Origin of the sequence: Mesorhizobium sp. YC-39, assembly GCF_025753795.1 — a bacterium.
Lineage (GTDB): Bacteria > Pseudomonadota > Alphaproteobacteria > Rhizobiales > Rhizobiaceae > Mesorhizobium.
Genome location: NZ_JAOWPS010000001.1, coordinates 1,534,237 through 1,549,344 on the forward strand (window position 1 = coordinate 1,534,237; position 15,108 = coordinate 1,549,344).

Sequence of the window (15,108 nt, forward strand, 5' to 3'; positions counted from 1 at the left end):
GGCGCGTCGCAGCGGCACCCGACAGCCACGCCCCTCTCGCGCAGGGCTGGGCGGCCGCGCCATACTACCGACTGCACATGTTCCTGCGCTACGGGATAGGCCGGTGGCTCCCGATGGGCGGCCCGCAGACCGCGTTCGTCGCCGCACGGCACAAGACCGACAGCGCATGATGCGCAAGGGATGCCGCATCATCGTCGTCGTCACCGCGCTGCCGCGCTGGATTTCCGATTTCAACCATGTCAGTACCGCGTTGGCCGAAGCTGGCCACGCCGTGGAAGTGTGGTCGCCGGACGACAACGGGCTCGCCACCGCCGGCTGGGATTCCAGACCGGCGATCGATGCCGCACGCGATGCGCTGGCGCCAGGTATCGCGACGCGGACAATGCCGTTCTCGCGCAATCGCGGACGGCCGAGCCTCTTGCGGATGGCGCGCGCCAGCTTGATGGTGGCGCGCGCGGCGCTGTTCAGCCCGGGCAGTGTGTTCATCCTGTGGTCGGCGCTGTCGATCATGCTGGCCGGGCCGTGGGTCCGGCTCAGCAACCGGCATGCCATCTATCTGGTCACCGGACTGGGCGCGTGCTTCTCAGTCGCGCAGCGCGACAGCCTGACGACGCGGCTGATCTGTATTGTCTATCGCTTCGTCTTCGCCAGCCGGCGCGCGATCGTCATCGTCCACAATCACGAGGACAAGGCCGAACTGATCAGGCGCACCGGTGTCGCGGCGGACCGCGTGATCGTCACCGGCGGTTGCGGCGTCATGCCGGAGGACTTCCCCTACAAGGAAGTTCGCACGGTCGGCGCGCGGCCGACGATACTCGTTCCTGGGCGACTGTTGCGCGACAAGGGCGTGCTGGACGCAGCCGCCGCATCGGGCATCCTGTCCGAACGGGGCGTGGCGCATCGCATGGTGTTCACCTCGAACCCGATGAGCGGCCGCGCCGACGCGCTGACGGAAGCGGAACTGGCGCGGGCGCGCTCCTATCCCGATGTGGCGTTCATCGGGTACCAGCCGAGCATCACCGCGCTGTACGCCGGGGCGGACATCGCCTGCATCCCATCGTGGTATCGCGAGGGATTGCAGACCGCCTTGCTCGAATCCGCGTCCTCGGGGTGCCCGATCGTCGCGTGCGACAATGTCGGGGTGCGCGATTTCCTGCGACCCGAAATCGAAGGACTGGTCGTGCCGCCGCATGCGCCGGCACCGCTGGCCGACGCGCTGGAGCGGATGATCCGCGAACCCGGCCTCGCCGAGCGGCTGCGGACCGCTGCTCATGCCCGGTTCCTGTCCGGCTTCACGCGGCGGCACATGGTGGAGACGACGCTGGCAGCGATGCGCCGCACCGGCATCGAGACGCCGCTATGAGCGATGACGCATGGACCGGTCTGATCATGGCCGGCGGGCAGGGCGAGCGCATGGCGCGCTCCGGCGTAGTCGGGCGCAAGCCACTGGTCGAGGTCGGCGGGGTCAGCCTGCTCGAGCGCAACATCTGGATGATGGCGCGTGGCGGATGCCGGCGCATCTTTGTCGCGCTGACCCGTGCCGACGCAACGCGTGAGGCGGACAGATTTGCCGATTTCGCCGCACGCGCCGCCGGCATTGGCGTGGCGGTCGTGCCGTTGATCGAGGAGGTGCCGCTGGGCAATTTCGGCGCGGCGACGATGCTGTCGGGCGAGGCCGGCGACGTGCTGGTGGTGTATGCCGACAATCTCACCACGCTCGATCTGGCGGCGCTGGCCGCCGCGCACCGTGCGTCCGGCGCGGCGATGACGTTGGCGGCACATGACGAGCCGTTCCGCATACCCTATGGCGCGCTCGAGGTGAGCGCGCGCGATCCTGACCTGCTCACCGCCTATCGCGAGAAGCCAGTCTATCCGATCCTGGTCGGCAGCGGGCTTGCGGTAGTGACCGCTGCCGCGTTGAGCAGCCTGCCGCAGGGCACGCCGCTCGGCCTGGTCGATGCCGCCAACCGGTTGACGGCCGGTGGGGCGGCGGTGCGGCTATATCGCCACCAGGCTTCATGGGTCGACGTCAATGACGCCGCCAAGCTGGCCGCTGCAGAAGCCTTGCTCCTGAGCGATGCCGCCTTCGAAGCATGGTGGCCGGGAGAGGTCGCGCGCGAGATCCGGATCGCGGGCGGCAATGCAAGCTATGTTTGCGACGCGATGACGGAAGCCGGCGTGCTGCGCGTTCATGTCGGCGCGACGGGTGCGCTTAGTGGCGACGAGCTGCCGGAGCCGGTGCGCCGGCGCCTCGCAGCACGGGGGCAGGGGGAGTGATCGGCATCACCGGTGCGAACGGCTTTATCGGCCGGGCGGTGCTGCGCCGGATCGGCGAGGATGCGTGCGTGGCGCATGCCGGCCCGATCGACGGGGAAGCGGGGGCGATAGACATTTGTGATCAGCCGGCGCTGGAGGCGTTGTTCGCCGGGATCGACACCATCGTTCATCTTGCCGGGCCCAGTTCCGTCGCGGCCTCGTTCGACGCGCCGGCGGCATTCGCCCGCGCACATGTGTTGGGCACGGCGACATTGCTCGCCGCCGCCGAGCGGATCGGCGTTCAGCGCTTCGTCCATGTGTCGTCGGCCGAGGTTTATGGTCGCCCGGACACCGCGTGCGTATCGGAGAGCGCGCCACTTCTGCCACTCTCGCCTTATGGCGCGGCAAAGGCGGCGGCAGAGCAACTCGTCTCGGGTGCGGTACGGCGAGGGGCGCTGGAGTCGGCAATCATTGTGCGACCCTTCTCGGTCTACGGCCCGGGGATGCGCGCAAACGGGTTGGTCGGCCGGCTGGCAGCGCAGGCGCGCCTGCGACAGCCGATGCGCGTCTTCTCGGCCGATACGGTGCGCGATTACGTGCATGTCGACGACCTGGCGCGGGGATTGCTGATGGCCGCCGCGCGCGACGAACCGGGCCTGCTGACGCTCAACATGGCCTCCGGCACCGGGACCGACGTCGCCGCGCTCGCCGCCGCCTTCGCGAGGATCGGCGGCGGGCCGGACGCGCTGATCGTCGAGGAGCAAGGCGACCGATCGCGCGCGCTCGACATCGCGCATCTCGTCGCCGACGTGTCGCTGGCGCGCGAGACGCTTGGTTGGCGGGCGGAGGTCGCCCTGGTCGATGGCGTGCGCGAATGCCTGGGTGAGATGGTGTGACGCGGACGATCTTGGTCACCGGCGCGCAAGGGTTCATTGGCCGCTATCTGGTGCGCGCCTTGTGCAATCGCGGCGATTGCCGGGTGGTCGGCGTCGGGCGTTCGCCGGGCAATACGACACGCTTCACTCACACCATCCATCCCGGCGGTGTCGAGCGCGCCGCGCCGCTGCCAAATGCCCTGGTGCCCGACGCGCCGAATTATGCCTATGTCGCCACCGACCTGTCGGATGCGGCCGCAGCCACGCAGCTGATCGCGGAAACGGCGCCTGATATCGTCTTCCATCTTGCCGGATCGCTGCGCGACGAACCGTTCGATCGGCTGGTGACCAATAACATCGTCGCCACGCGCCATCTCTGCGAAGCGCTGGCGGCGCACGGCGCGGTGCTGGTGCTGGGATCCTCGGGCTCGATCTATGGCGAACTCGGCGGCGGGGGCCTGCCGCTGGTCGAAACTGGCGCGACCGAGCCTATCGACCTCTACGCCGCGACCAAGCGTGCCAGCGAGGACATCGTGCGAATCGCAACGCGCGCGGGAAGGATCGACGGCCGCGTGGCGCGCATCTTCAACGTCGTCGGTCCGGGCCAGGAGGAGCGCCATGTCGCCGGCCGCATCGCCAGCCAACTCACTGAGCTAAGGGTGGGGCGCCGCAATGGCATCGCCCTCGGTCCGCTGACCGCGTGGCGCGACTTCATCGACGTGCGCGACGTGGCCGATGCGCTGGTCGCGATCGGCTTCGCCGGGACCGGTGATATATTCTATAACGTCGCCTCGGGGCACGAGACGCAGATCGCCACCGTCTACGATCTGCTCGTCGCCGCGGCTGGGATTGCCGATCCCCCGCTGACACCACTCCCGGGACGGGGAGTGGATATGGCGCGGCAGGTGGTCGATGTCGGTCGGCTGCGCGCGCTCGGCTGGAAGCCCCGTGTCGATCTTCCGCAGAGTCTCGGCGACGTGATGCAGTATTATCTCGAACTGGAGACCAAAGCGTGACGGTGGACGCGGTTCTCGGATATGGGCTACTGCGAGCGCTGCGCCGTGTTGTGTGCCTTGAACGCCGCGCGAAGGCTTAGTGCCTCCGGGCTGGAACTGCCCAGCTTGGTGTCCCCGTTCTGCGATCCCCACGCGTAGGCAAAGTCAAATACTGGATTGGGAGAGTAGGTGGCCCAGCGCGCGAATATCTGGTTCGCCTGGTCCGGTGTCGGCAGTTTATAAACGTCTTTGACCCCGCCGGAATAGGTCGTCCAGCCGCCACCGCCAAAGGCTTGGAACACAGGCACGATCTTATTGAGCGGGATGCCGGCGGCAACGGCCGCCTCGACCGTCCTGTCGATGAAGTCCAGATCGAAAACCGTGCCGCGCACCGGATACGGATCGAGGCCGAAGAAATCGATCCCGGTGTTGGCGGGATTGAAGGTGTTCATGAAGGCGGGGGCTTCAAAGGATCCCATGTCCATCAGCGTTATGAACGTCACCGCCCCGGGCACATTGGCCCTGATCCAGTCGGCCTCTGCTTTGAGGTCTGCCGGTCTAACGGCCGGAGAGTGGTACTTGCCGGTGATGTCCGGCTCATCACAGAGGCGAAAGCCGAACAGCTTCGGGTTGCCGATGAACGGCTTGACCTTGGCGATGAAACGCGGCGTGACGCCGCCACTCTCATCAAGCCAGATCAGCCCCTTCATCCCGGGAGGGAGCGCATTGAGTTGCTCGACATATTGTACGTCAGCGAGGTTGAAGCCCGCGGCCGCGATTGCAGCAGCCGAACCGCCAGAGGTGTAATGCAGGGTTATGCCATTCTCCTCTGCCAACAATTTGGCTTGGCCATAAATCAATAGAATGAGCAGGGCTAAGACGCACAGGATGCTCATGCGAGCAATCATTGAGTCGCCGAAAGAAATCAAAGAATCGAGACGCTTAAGCTGTGGTCGTTGCCTTGTTGGAGCGGCGCCATGTCTCGACACGACGGTCTGCATCGCAACGGCAGGCTCGGCGACGATAAGTCGGCAGGCGTTCGCGATGGTAGATTTCATTATACAGCGGTCCATCTATCGTTTCTCCGAAACAGGGACCCTGCCTTCGATCCTGGGAACACCGCATCCACTTTCGCAGCCAACACCATCGGGGCCATCCAGGTGGCCCGACAACATCGACCTCCTGATAAACATCTTCAGTCGGGCGAGGTCCCGACGGATGCGAGGTCCAGCATCATCGCAATAGTCGCCCTCGAGCGTGAAGGATGTAGGCCTCGGCTGGCGCGCGAAGGCAGCAAACGTAAGCTCTAGCTCGGCAACACCGTCGCCCAGCGGCACATCCCCCTCGACCGACATTCCCAAGGCATCCTTGAGGTGGATGTCCGGCGATGCGATGTCAGCAAGTCGCGCCCAAATAGAGGCTGCGGCATGCCCGTAGATAGCGGGATTTCCCGTGTCAAACTGCATGCAGATGCCCGGCTGGCCAACTGCTTCAAGAATCTGGAGTGTTCCTTCCCAGTCAAGCCCGCTTTCGTATGCCAAAGTAATCCCTGCGGCTCGGGCGGGACCAAGTGCGAAACGCAGCACTTCGGCTGTTTTGGCCACGTCCTCGGGCGTCCGAACGAGGCTCTGGCGAAAGCCCGGAATGATGATCCTAGGCACCCGCAGACAGTCCGCCACTCCAATCGCTTGCAAAATACTTCGCCGGACTTGCAACGCTTCCTCGCTACCCTTCCGCGCAGTCAGTCCAAGATCGTTGAGTCGATTGACTGCAAGGGCGGTGATCGGAAGCGCGAAACGGCATGACGCTGTGTCGAAGTCCGCCAATACTCCGACGTTTGTGAGATCAGGCCCGCGATTCGGGCCGCCCAAGTCGACGTGAACGTGATCGAGACCCGCGGCGTAGGCGGTTTCAAATCCGGCCAGACCCCGATCGCCCACCTTCCACAGCGCGACCCCGATTTGTGGTCGATAGATACTCTGTGAGACAGTCAAATGCGCGTTACTCGTTAACGGGCGTCCCTTCAAGTTCGCCACCTCCGAAAGTCGATCCCAAGCTTGGTCCAAGATCTAACCGGCGGATGGCCGACAGCGTCGCGTAGGGTACGGACAGCTTCCTCCGGATCAGCCACGATCGTCAGAAGCGGCCGATAGCTATCGGGGCGGGCACAGAGGTCGAGCATTGCACGGGTCAGCATCGCGTTGGAAGAACCGCGGTGCCCCGTGATCGACACCCGCTTGTGGCCGATAGCTGTTTGGCATTGCTCGGCCAGCGGCCAACCGACACGTCCGCCGGTATTTCGCGCGCGGACTTCGCTGAGATCGACCCCGGGCAGACGCGGGTCCCGACCCTCGGATGGGAGACCTCCGAAGAGATGGAGGATGCCATCGTCGCACAAGGCGTCGAGCCCGATACTGAGGGCGGCGGCTACATCCTGGCGCGAGGAACATAGGATCACAGTGTCGAATGCTCCGGACTCAATACCCGCCGTCTCTTTCGTCCCTATGACTGTTACGTCCCGAACCGACGCGCAGGCAGTTTTGAGCGCAATACGAAGCAGTTGGCCGATCGTACCTCGTCCCACCACCAACACACGGATCGGTTCCGCAACCCGTTCGAGAATGCCTCCGCAAGTCAGGACGGATGCGAGCGGCTCAGCGAGAATAGCGAGATCGGCAGCCAGTTCCGCGGGCGACGGAACGACCAAGGACCGCAACCGGGCAGGCACGAGAAAGCGCTGCTGCATCATCCCGTCGAGAGTATGGCCGAGTTCTGCGGCGCCCCAGTCTGGCGTTGGATTTACAGCAATCGTCGCACCTAGCCAGCGCTCGTCCGCTTTCGCAGCCACTTCGTCGACAACCGCGAGGCCCTCATGGCCAAGGATCCGGGCTGGATCGTCACGCACGCCGCGCAGAATCTGGAGATCGGTCCCACAGACGCCGGCAATAAGGGTTCGGCACACAAAATCGCCCGGTAGCGCCACGGGTTTCCGGACCTGCTCCAGTCTTGGGGCGCCCATGCCCGGCGGCCGCACCAGAGCGAGGTGCGATTTCGTTCCGGCCGAGCTGATCCGATCACCGGAAAACATGGATGCTTCGCCCTTCATCCGCCATCTCGGCGAGATGGCCCGCACCGATCAGTCCAGACAGGTCCCCCGGCGAGACGATACGCAGCCGGCGGGCGAAATAGGACGAATCGCATTCAGTGATCTGGAACAATCCGTGGTCGCGGAATTGCCGATCAAGGCTAGCCGAATAGGCTGGTTCGAGTGCATCCACGACACCCCCGGCGAGAACAATTGAATCAAGTAGCGGATCATGTGTCAGGAGTGCGGAGAAAATAGTTGCCAGCGGTCGCGTGATCGTAGCGAGGACGTCTAAGGCGAGGGCATCAGCGGCCGCCACCCCACGCGAGAATGCCGCGAGCATGGTGTCATCATCCCCGTCGCGTGCGGCGGCCATCGTCGACCCTGCCAGCGCATCCGGGGAAAGAGCTGACAACTCGCGCAGTAGTTTCAACACGCCGCGCCCGGACGAATAGGCGTTCAGATGGTCGGCTCCACCGCAATCGCAGATAAACTTGAGACGTGTGCCGCGGAAGAAAGCTTCCACTTTGATATGGCCAATTTCGCCCTGTATGCCGTGTACGGGATCGACCGGCACGCCGCCTCGCGCGAAATCGTAGAGCCTCGCCCCGATTCCGGTGCTCACCGTGACGAACAGGATACGCGAATGGCTCCCCGGATCGCAGGTCTGTATGTAGGATGCCAGTCCAGCGGTCACGTCATTCGCGATCGTCCAGCGGGTGTCCAGCCGACGGCGTGTCAGCGCCGCCTGGAATTCGAAAGGTCCTGACCTCGGGCCCCAAAGTGGGCCAGATTGCAGCACACGACCGCTACGAGCATTCAAGGGTGCTCCAAGTGAGATACCGGCATGCTTGATCGCGGTTCCGCTCTGCAACTGCAGGCGGTTGGTCTCGGCCACCAGATAGTCGGCCAACGCTTCCTGGAGTTCGATGGGGCTGTGGTGAGCCGTGTTAAGGTAGTTGATCGCAGGTCGTCGCGTCACTGGACCCAGCCGTCCATTGGACCACAGCGCCGAACGAAAATGCGTGCCGCCGATATCAAAGACAGCAATTTCCTTATCGGTCATTGCTGGCCTCGCACGGTTGGCGGATTGCTGGCAGCATCGCGCCAGGTCCGGAAAATTCGTGCAGCCGCAGTTCGAATTTTGTCGGAAGGCGTGATTCGATCGGCTTCGAGCGCTGCACCGATCGTATACGGCGTTGGATCGGCGAGCGCTGCCAGGCACAATCGTTCGTGATGTTCGAACGCCGCGAGCCAGTCGCGGAATGCCCCGTTCGCTGGTGCGGATTCGATAATATCGATGCGATCACCAAGGACGTGGGCTCGCCGCTCCTGAACGAAAAGTCCATCCACCGCGACGTTTATGGTGGCATCGTAGCCCTGCGCTCCGACGCGAGCGGCGACGAGCGGTACGACAGCTTGCGCATACCAAGGCATATCACGCTTTGCTATTTGCGCCGGCCGTCCTTTAGGATCCGCGATAAGTTCCCTGGCAATCGCATCTCTAAGAGACATTAGTGCTGCCGCCCGACCCTTGTCGTGCACAGACCGGCCGTCGAAAAAAGCGAAGTATTTCGTTGAAATTGCGCCAAGGCGAAGAATATCGTCCCGGTACTTCTGCGTTGCGCTATCTGGGGCCAACCGGAGAACGCGCTGCAGGAGATCCTCTCCGTCACGGGTCCTGGCGATGGGGATAAAGCCTCTGTGATTGAGGCCCTCGTAACTCCAGTAAAGTTCGGTCGGATCGATGCGCAGCGCCTTCGCGAAAGCCTGAAGTGTGGCAAGGGGAAGTTCGCAGATGCCGACCGCAGCCACGCCGCGGCGGAGCATCATGGCCGTCGTCAGGCTCAGCGGGTTGATCATGTTCACGACGAAGGCACCGGGACAGATCGCCTTCATGCGGATCGCGAGATCGTCTACCGGCCGCATTTGACGGAAGGCAGAGAGCAGGCCGCAGGGTCCCAACGTTTCGTCGGCCAGGCATCCCAACTCGCATGCGAAGCGTTCGTCATCGGCCCTCGCCTCAAGCCCGCCGAAGCGCGTCTGGACAATCACGATCTCCGCGTCGGTCAGGGCCGCATCGAGACCCGTGGTGGATATGACCGAGGTTCTGAATGCTCCCAGCCGGTGCCGGGCATAATGTGCAACCGCATCGAGGTTTTGCACGTTGCGCCCTTGCAGGACCAACACCCACTCGCCCAGTCGTTGGCTTAACGGCTTGCTTGCCTCAATCGCATCGACGAGCGCCACCGTGAAGGGCGAACTTCCGCCGAGGACGCAGACCCGCGTCATCAGGATGTCCAGAACGAGCCGATGGTCGTAGTCACGTAAGCGATCTCTTCGACTGGCATGCGCGGCCGTATCGGCAGCGCCAGCGGTTCGCCGGCAAGAGCCTCGGTGACTGGGAACCGCCCCATGTGCCAGCCCCCGTATATGATCGCCTTCATTGCAGCCCTTTCGGGAAACGGGAAGAATTCACCCCTGGTGCGAGAGATCAGGACCAGGAAACATCGCCGTCGCCATGAACTGAAATCCGGTCCGGACTTGGCCTTGACAGGAAGGCCCTGCGCTCAATGCAGGCCAATCCTGGCCAGATTTCCCTCAGCAGAAAGCTCCACCCCATATTGAGTCGAACGGCTGTTAGAAATGCCTTCCTGCCAATTGCGAGCGCGCAAATATGTCAGAACCTCCGATATCAGTCCTGGCGGACACTGATCCTCTCGCTTGAGGAAGCGATACCGGCCAAGGTCGGTCGGCACCACCATATTGATATTTCCACCTCGATGCTTTGCAGCGGCCCGGAACGAGCTCGAGACCAAGTCCTCGTTCAGATGCTCGTGCCAGACCGGCAAACCAACTGCCACCAGCAGATCCACTATGCGCAGGGCCGTTTCCGCCCTGAGCCAACCGAGGTACCAACCGAGGACGCTGGAGAAAGCGAGGTCGATCGCGACGGCAAAGCCATGGTGGAGTTCGTAATGGGTTGAAGCTTCAAGCGGGTGGGCGATCGTGTGACCCAAATCCACTGCCCTCTCGTAGGATGTGACCTCGAAGGGATTCTTCGAAAGCTCTCCCAGCATGGCGGCGATGGCTCGCTGGATGGGCTCGTGAGCCAACGAGTCGCCGTTGAGGACCCAGGACTGCAGCCCACCTTCGCGAGCCTCTTCGATCATCCGGAAGAGATCTGTGTCGGAGGTACAGGCGACCTTGATCATCTCGGCCAGCCCCTGCCTGACCGTATCGACGCCCAGGGTCTTGAGCAATGACGGGATCACCGCGACGGCTTCTGGTGGGTGGAAACAACCCAGGTAGTTCTTGCCTTCTCCGAAGTTGACGCCACCCTTTAGTCCGATTCCGGCATCGACCTGCCCAATCAAGGTGGTGGGGATGCGAAGGTGAGACAAACTCCGGCGTAGCATCGAAGCGGCCAGGGTAACGATATCTGAGCAGACACCACCCCCGATTGCCACCAAAGTACCCCGGCGATCAATCCCGGCGTCGGAGGCTGCGCGACAAACGGTCAACACGGATTTCATGGTCTTGGTCCGCTCGGTGCAGTTCAACACCAGCCAGGACGGCTTCAAACCGACGCTTGCAAAGGCTGCACGGATCTCGTTGCCATAGAGCCTCTCGACAGTAGGGGTGGTGACCGCCAGCACAGTCCGATTGCGGGCATGGGCCTCGATCCACCCGCAGAAATCCGACGAGTGGAGACTCTCGAAAAGAGTGACATCGAAGGTGTGGTCACGGGAAGACCGGAGGGAGAGCTGCTCTTGGGTGGGTGTCCACATGGTTGAGCCCGATGTTCGGGCAGAACAACTCATCGGCATGCTTGAGAACATCTCAGCAAAAGTTGCTCCGCATTCTCTACCATCTACTGTGTATCGACTTGTTCGGCTTCATCTGTTCGACCGATGCGCCGTTCGTCGGAAGTGAAAATTCACGATTTGCAATCACGGCCGTAAGCCTGAGCTTTCGGATGAAAAACTGATCAGACCTTGTCGCACCTAGGATTCTGCGGTGTGGAGGGACAGCGTTGGTCCGGCGGCACCGATTTTCTGGTGCTGGCGCCAATCGTCTAGTTCCGCCGGATTGACCACCAGCAGTGGCGCGGGCCAAGGCGGAACTGGAGGGGAGGGCAAAGCTGGGGCTTCTGATACGTAAGCTGCCGGTCTGGCAACTGGATGCTAAGCTGGTCGCTGAGTTGAGCAGCGCCGCCAGAAATGAACTCGCTTTGCTGCGCAACTAAAACCATTCGGCGAAGGCAGTGCGTGCGGCCGTCGCCAGTGGTGCGATTTCCTCTTCGGGCACCGATGAATAGGGCCACAAAAGCCTGGGTCCAATCGAGCTCCAGCCGCCAGCCGCCGCCATCGCCTTGTCGAGGGCGGCGTCGCTGACGGCATAGCGCGCTCGAAATGGCAGGACGTGGTCGGCGAGAAAGGCCTGTATGCGTGCCTGCATCTCGACGGCTGCTTGTTCCCCCGCTCGTATCAGCGCCCACCACTCCAGTGCCCCTGTCGGGCTAAGGCAGGCGACGTTCGAATAGCTGCCATGCGCACCGTTCGCGTAACCAGTCGCCAGCGTGTGGCCTGGCACGAACACCGAAAAGCCTGGCAGTTCGCGCCGCATGTCGGCGTACCAGCTGGCGTCGCCGCCGGGTAGTTTGGCGCCGACAAGCGAGGGCACCGCGGTTCGCAGCGCGGCAATGGTTTCGAGGCTCAGCCGCCGCTTGGCGTGCGGCGGGTTGTAGAGCACTAGAGGAGTTCTCGGCGCCGCCTCGGCCAAGCCCGAAACGAAACACAGCACTTCCTCGTCGCTCGGCGGCCACCAGTCCGGCAAGGTGAATTGCACTGCCGAGGGTCTCAGTCCGGCAACGCGCTTCAGCCGTTCGCGTGCGACGCGCGGGTTGGATTGGCTGATGCCGATCTGGAAAAGGATTTTCGCAGCGCCGGCGACTTGCGCCACCATTTCGCTCAGCCGGTCGAATTCGGCTTCCGTCTGGCAATGGAACTCGCATGCCGTGCCGTTGGAGTAGACGCCGTGAACGCCCAATGCGCAGAGCCGCGCAACGGTGTCTTGCGTGGCGCTCCAGTCGATATTGCCATCCAGGCCCACCGCCAGCATCACGGCGCCCCAGATACCGCGCGGCGCATGTTCGGGGAGGGCGCAGAGATGATCGCTCATGGTCCGGCTAGCGCAGCGTCAAGGAAAGCGGCGCAAAGTCGCCAAGGTGGATCTCGATGCGACCCTTCCTTGGAACGATCAGCAGCGGCGACAGTGATCCGGTGGTAATCACCATGCCTTCTCTGAAACCGCCGAAATGATCGTCGGCCATCCCAGCGAAAGCGATGACGGGAGAGATGGCGTCGCCGAATGGGTACTTGGCGACCTCGCGCTGGACGATGGCCCCGTCGCTGGAAAGCGTGATCGCCAGACCATCGACATTTGGCTCGTGCGCCAGGATCTGCGTGCCGGTGACATAGCCGCCAGTGACCATATTGTCGGCCAGCGGACCGAAAGGGCCGGCCTTGGTCCGGTCGTCGATGCGGGAGCCGATGAGCTCGATACCGAGGACGAAATGTTCGACCGTCTGCAACACGGCATCGCGCCCGGCCTTGGCGATCTCGGGCGTCAGGTCGGCGTCAAGCCGGACAGCCACTTCGATCTCAAGCCCGGCGAGATCGCGTTCGCCAAGTTCGATGGTTCCGCCGTCGTCGATGACCAGACCGACGGGGATCGGCGCACCCGTCGCAATGCCATCGGGCGGCATCGCAACCTTGGCGACAGGCGCGCTTTCGCCAAGCAGCTTCATGACTTCACCTTGAATCGCCAGTGCTTCATTGCGCGTCAGGTCGATGAAACGCGATGCCGGTACGCGTTGGCGCGGATCCCTGTGAGCCTCGGCGATGGCCTCGGCAATTGCATTTGTATCAGCCGGCATCGGCGATCGTTTCCTCGCGGCGGGATTTATCCGAAGCAAAGGCTGCCTCGATGATGCCGATGAGCTTGCGCCCATAGGCGCCCGTCACCGGTACCGGTTCGTTCCGAACGATGGCGTCGCGCAACGCTGCCCATTCGCGTTTCACCGCATTGTGCATCCAGGCCGGCTCGAACGAATCCGGCAGGTCCGTCCACACCGTATCCCGACCAATCATCGTGCCGCGATCCATGTCGATGCGCAACGTGCCGCGCTCGCAGACCAGATCCATCGCAAAGCCGACCGCGCCATTGCGATAGCCGACGCTCTGCACCTGGCCCAGGCCGCCGCCTTTGAAACGCAGCGCCAGCATCGAGGTGTCGTCGGCCTCCTGTTCGTGGAACTTCGCGCCGAGCATGGCGCTCACCGAGGTGACGTCGTCATCCATCAGCCAGACAAGACGGTCGAGCGCGTGAATGCCGGCGGTCATCAGCATGCCGCCACCGGTGGCGTTGCGCAGGTGCCAGTCACGTCGGTTGTGCTCCATCCACAGCTTGATCATCCAGCTCGATCCGATCAGTGGCCGGCCGATCTCGCCTGCCTCAATGACCTTCTTCGCCGCCATGCAAGGTTTCGAGAAATGCAGGAGGTGGGCGACCATCAGCTTGACGCTGCTCTGCCTCACCGCCGCGTTGATCGCCTCGCATTCGGCCGCCGTTCGCGCCATCGGCTTTTCGAGCATAATGTGCTTGCCGGCTTTGGCCGCTCCTACAGCCATTTCGGCATGCAATGCGTGCGGGGCAGCGATGACGACGGCATCGACGTTGCTGTCTTCGAGAAGCCTGCGCCAGTCGGTGTAGCCCTTGCCGCCATGTTCGGCCGTGAAGGCGGCCAGCGCCGTCGCGTCTCCACGGCAGGCCGCGACGATGCGTATGCCATCGACCTCCCTGATCGCGCGCGCATGCGCCGCGCCGAAATCGCCTGCTCCGATAATGCCTATTCCAATCATCGTCCTGCCTTCTGGTACGCGGCGTCGATCAGCGACATCGCCGCAACATAGTCGCCTATGGAGATTGCCGGCGCCACCTTCTGCTGCAACCGTTCGAACGTGTCGCGCATGCAGAGCCGGTAGCGAGTAGCCGGCAGCTCGACCGGCAGATCGACAAGCGCGGCGTCGTCGAGCGTCGCGCAGGTCGCCTTGTCGCCGCGGTCGATCAGCGTGGCATTGGCGCTGACGATACGCCATTCGAAATCGCCGCCTGGCCGCATTGATGCGAAGGTGTAACCCGCCTCCACGGTGAACAGCGCGCCGGCCTCGTCCTCGAGCACCAGCAGCGCATAGTCCTCAATCGGAGACCGGTGGATGCGGTTGCCCACCGATACGGATTTGAGATGGAGGCTTCCACTGGCGAGGCTCAGCGCGGCATCCACACCGTGAATACCCAAATTGCGCAATGCGCCGCCACCGCCAATCGCGGGATCCACCACCCAGGCAACGCCGTCGGCGGCATAGCGCTCGGGCGGCCCGTTGACGACACGAAAGTGACCATGCGCAAGTTGGCCGGCGCGGCCTTCCCTACGCAGTCCTTCAAAGGCGATAACCGCCGGACCGAAGCGATTGGGCAAAGGCACGCTGACGAAGGCTTTTCGTCGATGCGCCAGGTCTCGCAGTTGGATCAGCGACGCCGTGTTGCTCGCTGCCGGCTTCTCGAGGATAAGCGGGATATCAGCCTCGATCACACTGCGCGCCCTGGCGGGCACGGTCGAAGGATGTCCCATCAGCAGGATCAGATCGGCAGGTGTCGTCAGAACGCCTTCGAATGCGGCAATCGCGTTCAGCGAATTGCGCGCCGCAAAACTCTTCGTTTGCGCCTCGTCCTCGTCCCACACGCCGATGATTTCAGCCCCGGCGGCACGCGCCGCATCGAGATGCATGTCGGCGTGCCAATGGCTCGTGCCGGCCAAAACGATCTTCATGTC

Annotated in this window: 15 protein-coding genes; 4 read left to right on the plus strand and 11 right to left on the minus strand. The window is 63.3% G+C overall.

Features of this window, described 5'->3' with window-relative positions:
* Positions 1-166 precede the first annotated feature (166 nt).
* The 4 genes from OHD62_RS07250 to OHD62_RS07265 are packed head-to-tail and all read left to right on the plus strand — an operon-like array spanning position 167 to position 4,147.
* Positions 167-1,363, plus strand: a complete 1,197-nt coding sequence (locus OHD62_RS07250) for a glycosyltransferase (protein ID WP_263781782.1) — start codon at positions 167-169, stop codon at positions 1,361-1,363.
* Positions 1,360-2,277 (plus strand): NTP transferase domain-containing protein, encoded by a 918-nt coding sequence (locus tag OHD62_RS07255; RefSeq protein WP_263781783.1) that lies wholly within the window; start codon positions 1,360-1,362, stop codon positions 2,275-2,277. The genes OHD62_RS07250 and OHD62_RS07255 overlap by 4 nt, the downstream gene beginning before the upstream one ends.
* Complete coding sequence (locus OHD62_RS07260; RefSeq protein ID WP_263781784.1) at positions 2,274-3,152, plus strand: NAD-dependent epimerase/dehydratase family protein; 879 nt, start codon at positions 2,274-2,276, stop codon at positions 3,150-3,152. The genes OHD62_RS07255 and OHD62_RS07260 overlap by 4 nt, the downstream gene beginning before the upstream one ends.
* Positions 3,149-4,147, plus strand: coding sequence for an NAD-dependent epimerase/dehydratase family protein (locus OHD62_RS07265; RefSeq protein WP_263781785.1), 999 nt, complete (start codon positions 3,149-3,151; stop codon positions 4,145-4,147). Before OHD62_RS07260 ends, OHD62_RS07265 begins: the two co-directional genes overlap by 4 nt.
* A gap of 26 nt (positions 4,148-4,173) precedes the next feature.
* Here the strand turns inward: OHD62_RS07265 and OHD62_RS07270 are convergent, their stop codons facing one another.
* The 11 genes from OHD62_RS07270 to OHD62_RS07320 form a co-directional block, all read right to left on the minus strand.
* The gene (locus tag OHD62_RS07270; RefSeq protein WP_263781786.1) at positions 4,174-5,184 is read right to left on the minus strand and encodes a hypothetical protein; all 1,011 of its coding nucleotides are present in this window, start codon (positions 5,182-5,184) and stop codon (positions 4,174-4,176) included.
* Positions 5,185-5,199: 15 nt separating this feature from the next.
* Positions 5,200-6,153, minus strand: a complete 954-nt coding sequence (locus OHD62_RS07275; RefSeq protein WP_263781787.1) for a sugar phosphate isomerase/epimerase family protein — start codon at positions 6,151-6,153, stop codon at positions 5,200-5,202.
* Entirely contained in the window at positions 6,150-7,232 is a 1,083-nt protein-coding gene (locus tag OHD62_RS07280) for an alcohol dehydrogenase catalytic domain-containing protein (RefSeq protein ID WP_263781788.1), read from the minus strand. The genes OHD62_RS07275 and OHD62_RS07280 overlap by 4 nt, the downstream gene beginning before the upstream one ends.
* Positions 7,201-8,277 (minus strand): ROK family protein, encoded by a 1,077-nt coding sequence (locus OHD62_RS07285; RefSeq protein WP_263781789.1) that lies wholly within the window; start codon positions 8,275-8,277, stop codon positions 7,201-7,203. Before OHD62_RS07285 ends, OHD62_RS07280 begins: the two co-directional genes overlap by 32 nt.
* Positions 8,274-9,503 (minus strand): 6-phospho-beta-glucosidase, encoded by a 1,230-nt coding sequence (locus OHD62_RS07290; RefSeq protein ID WP_263781790.1) that lies wholly within the window; start codon positions 9,501-9,503, stop codon positions 8,274-8,276. The genes OHD62_RS07285 and OHD62_RS07290 overlap by 4 nt, the downstream gene beginning before the upstream one ends.
* A complete protein-coding gene (locus OHD62_RS07295) occupies positions 9,503-9,628 on the minus strand; it encodes a hypothetical protein (protein WP_263781791.1) in 126 nt (41 codons plus the stop codon). The genes OHD62_RS07290 and OHD62_RS07295 overlap by 1 nt, the downstream gene beginning before the upstream one ends.
* Before the next feature lie 153 nt (positions 9,629-9,781).
* The gene (locus tag OHD62_RS07300; RefSeq protein WP_263781792.1) at positions 9,782-11,002 is read right to left on the minus strand and encodes a sedoheptulose 7-phosphate cyclase; all 1,221 of its coding nucleotides are present in this window, start codon (positions 11,000-11,002) and stop codon (positions 9,782-9,784) included.
* Between the two features lie 454 nt (positions 11,003-11,456).
* Positions 11,457-12,395 carry a dihydrodipicolinate synthase family protein gene (locus OHD62_RS07305; RefSeq protein ID WP_263781793.1) on the minus strand — a complete coding sequence of 313 codons (939 nt, stop codon included), beginning with the start codon at positions 12,393-12,395 and terminating at the stop codon, positions 11,457-11,459.
* A gap of 7 nt (positions 12,396-12,402) precedes the next feature.
* A complete protein-coding gene (locus OHD62_RS07310; RefSeq protein WP_263781794.1) occupies positions 12,403-13,152 on the minus strand; it encodes a hypothetical protein in 750 nt (249 codons plus the stop codon).
* Positions 13,142-14,137: a Gfo/Idh/MocA family protein gene (locus tag OHD62_RS07315; RefSeq protein WP_263781795.1), complete on the minus strand. Its 996-nt coding sequence runs from the start codon at positions 14,135-14,137 to the stop codon at positions 13,142-13,144. The genes OHD62_RS07310 and OHD62_RS07315 overlap by 11 nt, the downstream gene beginning before the upstream one ends.
* Positions 14,134-15,105, minus strand: coding sequence for a Gfo/Idh/MocA family protein (locus tag OHD62_RS07320; protein ID WP_263781796.1), 972 nt, complete (start codon positions 15,103-15,105; stop codon positions 14,134-14,136). The genes OHD62_RS07315 and OHD62_RS07320 overlap by 4 nt, the downstream gene beginning before the upstream one ends.
* Positions 15,106-15,108: the final 3 nt, after the last annotated feature.